Source organism: Acinetobacter sp. 809848 (assembly GCF_000581275.1).
GTDB classification, from domain to species: Bacteria; Pseudomonadota; Gammaproteobacteria; order Pseudomonadales; family Moraxellaceae; genus Acinetobacter; species Acinetobacter pittii.
On the sequence record NZ_JEXG01000191.1, the window covers coordinates 1 to 515 of the forward strand.

At 40.0% G+C, this 515-nt stretch carries 1 protein-coding gene; it reads left to right on the plus strand.

Annotated features, from left to right (window positions below; genetic code table 11):
* Window positions 1-515: Ig-like domain-containing protein (locus tag J536_RS24730; protein WP_032064372.1), on the plus strand; the 515-nt coding region annotated here is incomplete at both ends.

The window sequence follows — 515 nt, forward strand, 5'->3', positions numbered from 1 at the left end:
GGTCGCTCAAAAAGATTTAGTGGATGGAAGTTATCTTTACAAAGCTGTAGTAACCGACGTTGCAGGCAACATATCTGAAACCAGTGTGCAAAAAGTCGTTGTGGATACAACAGCGCCGCAAGCAGGTGAACTGACTTTAGCTGCTTTGACTGATACGGGCATTTCAGCAACTGATCAAATTACGCAAGATAAAGCTTTTGATTTAAAGATTAGCGGACAAGAAGTAAATAGCCAAATTACTTACTGGATATCGAAAGATGAAGGAAAGACATGGCAGGAAACGACAGTAAATCAAAAAGATTTGGCTGATGGTATTTATCAATTTAAAGCTGTAGTAACCGACGTTGCAGGCAACATATCTGAAACCAGTGTGCAAAAAGTCGTTGTGGATACAACAGCGCCGCAAGCAGGTGAACTGACTTTAGCTGCTTTGACTGATACGGGCATTTCAGCAACTGATCAAATTACGCAAGATAAAGCTTTTGATTTAAAGATTAGCGGACAAGAAGTAAATA